Source organism: Streptomyces sp. NPDC055078 (assembly GCF_053607985.1).
The window spans coordinates 1-2,495 of record NZ_JBSGUP010000915.1 but is presented as its reverse complement, the minus strand read 5'-3'; the positions used below and the strand labels follow the sequence as shown (position 1 = coordinate 2,495).

The window sequence follows — 2,495 nt, the reverse complement described above, 5'->3', positions numbered from 1 at the left end:
GCGTCCTCACCGCGTCCGTAACACCACCGGCACCTCACCGCGTCCGTAACACCATCCGTACGACCATCGCGACCGGTACTGCGTCCGCTCCCGCCACCGCCGTCCCACTTTCATCGGACTTCTCCGCATTACGCCACCCTCGCGAGAAATGTCATGGATCGTCCCGACCGCCCCCGGCCAGGGCGCGTTCGCTGTCGATGAAACACCGGTGGAATACCGCTCTCAGCGGAATCGGTTCCTCGATTCAGATGTTCGTACGTACCGGTAACCCCTGAGGTGATCGATCAGACTTCCCCAGAGCCCCGCCCCGCGTCCCGTCTTCCCCCAACAAGTGCGAAGATGGGTTCTCGGCAGGACAGGGCCCCATGACAGGGCCGACGAGACAGTGGCCGCACACCAGCCGAAAGGCCGGTCGTCCCTTGGAAGGGGGACTCCGGCGACCGGCGCACATGCATGGAGGACGTGACGTGGCGAACGACGCCAGCACCGTTTTCGACCTAGTGATCCTCGGCGGCGGTAGCGGCGGTTACGCTGCGGCGCTGCGTGGAGCCCAGCTGGGACTGGACGTCGCCCTGATCGAGAAGGACAAGGTCGGCGGCACCTGCCTGCACTACGGATGCATCCCCACCAAGGCTCTTCTGCACGCCGGCGAGATCGCCGACCAGGCCCGTGAGTCCGAGCAGTTCGGAGTCCGGGCGACGTTCGAGGGCATCGACGTCGCAGCCGTGCACAAGTACAAGGACGAGGTGATCTCGGGCCTTTACAAGGGTCTCCAGGGTCTGATCGCCTCCCGCAAGATCACCACCATCGAGGGTGAGGGACGGCTCTCCTCCCCCACCTCCGTCGATGTCAACGGCCAGCGGGTCCAGGGCCGGCACATCCTCCTGGCCACCGGCTCCGTACCGAAGTCGCTGCCCGGCCTGGAGATCGACGGCAACCGCGTCATCTCCTCCGACCACGCGCTGAGGCTGGACCGCGTCCCGCAGTCCGCGATCGTGCTCGGCGGCGGTGTCATCGGAGTCGAGTTCGCCTCCGCGTGGAAGTCCTTCGGCGCCGATGTCACGGTCATCGAGGGGCTGAAGCACCTCGTCCCCGTGGAGGACGAGAACAGCTCCAAGCTTCTTGAGCGCGCGTTCCGCAAGCGCGGCATCAAGTTCAACCTCGGCACCTTCTTCGAGAAGGCCGAGTACACCCAGGACGGCGTCCGTGTCACGCTCGCGGACGGCAAGACCTTCGACGCCGAGGTGCTCCTCGTCGCCGTCGGCCGTGGCCCGGTCTCCGCGGGGATCGGTTACGAGGAGCAGGGCGTCGCGATGGACCGCGGCTATGTCCTCGTGGACGAGTACATGCGGACGAACGTGCCGACGATCTCGGCCGTCGGTGACCTCGTCCCGACGCTCCAGCTCGCGCACGTCGGCTTCGCCGAGGGCATCCTGGTGGCGGAGCGGCTCGCCGGTCTCAAGACCGTGCCGGTCGACTACGACGGTGTGCCCCGGGTGACGTACTGCCACCCCGAGGTCGCGTCCGTCGGCATCACCGAGGCCAAGGCGAAGGAGATCTACGGTGCGGACAAGGTCGTCGCCCTGAAGTACCCCCTGGGGGGCAACGGCAAGAGCAAGATCCTCAAGACCCAGGGCGAGATCAAGCTCGTCCAGGTCAAGGACGGTGCCGTGGTCGGCGTCCACATGGTCGGTGACCGGATGGGCGAGCAGATCGGTGAGGCGCAGCTCATCTACAACTGGGAGGCGCTGCCGGCCGAGGTCGCGCAGCTCATCCACGCGCACCCGACCCAGAACGAGGCGCTCGGCGAGGCCCATCTGGCGCTCGCGGGCAAGCCTCTGCACGCCCATGACTGAGCAGGCTGGGCCGGCTGGGCCGTATGGACTGCCCCGGGCTCTCGGACGCGACGACCACTTCCGCACTTCCCCACGCTCGCCGCTTCGCCTGAGCTGGGAAGACCCCATCGTTAGGAGCAACTGAAACCATGTCGGTTTCCGTATCCCTTCCGGCGCTCGGCGAGAGCGTCACCGAGGGCACTGTCACCCGCTGGCTGAAGGCCGAGGGCGAGCGCGTCGAGGTCGACGAGCCGCTGCTCGAGGTCTCGACCGACAAGGTCGACACCGAGATCCCCTCCCCGGCCGCCGGCACGCTGCTGGAGATCCTGGTCGGCGAGGACGAGACCGCCGAGGTCGGTGCCAGGCTCGCGGTGATCGGTGTGTCCGGTGCTGCCCCCGCGCAGCAGGCGCCCGCCCCGGCCGCCCCCGCGGCCCCGGCCCCGGCGCCCGTACAGGAGGCACCCGCCGCTCCGGCTCCCGCGCCCGCCGCTCCGGCGGCTCCCGCGCCGGCTCCGGTCCAGGCCCAGGCTCCGGCCGCCCCGGCACCGGTCCGGCCCGCGCCCGCTCCGGTGGCTCCCGCGGCTCCGGCGCCCGCCGGCGGTGGTGACGCCTATGTGACCCCCCTGGTCCGTAAGCTCGCCGCCGAGAACAGCGTGGACC

Annotated in this window: 2 protein-coding genes; both read left to right on the top strand. The window is 69.0% G+C overall.

What is annotated here, in order from left to right; all coding sequences use genetic code 11:
- Positions 1 to 467 precede the first annotated feature (467 nt).
- Positions 468 to 1,856 carry a dihydrolipoyl dehydrogenase gene (lpdA, locus tag ACWF94_RS38535; protein WP_453499639.1) on the top strand — a complete coding sequence of 463 codons (1,389 nt, stop codon included), beginning with the start codon at positions 468 to 470 and terminating at the stop codon, positions 1,854 to 1,856.
- 128 nt (positions 1,857 to 1,984) lie between these two features.
- The coding region (locus ACWF94_RS38530) for a biotin/lipoyl-containing protein (RefSeq protein WP_453499637.1) at positions 1,985 to 2,495 on the top strand (511 nt) is incomplete at its 3' end.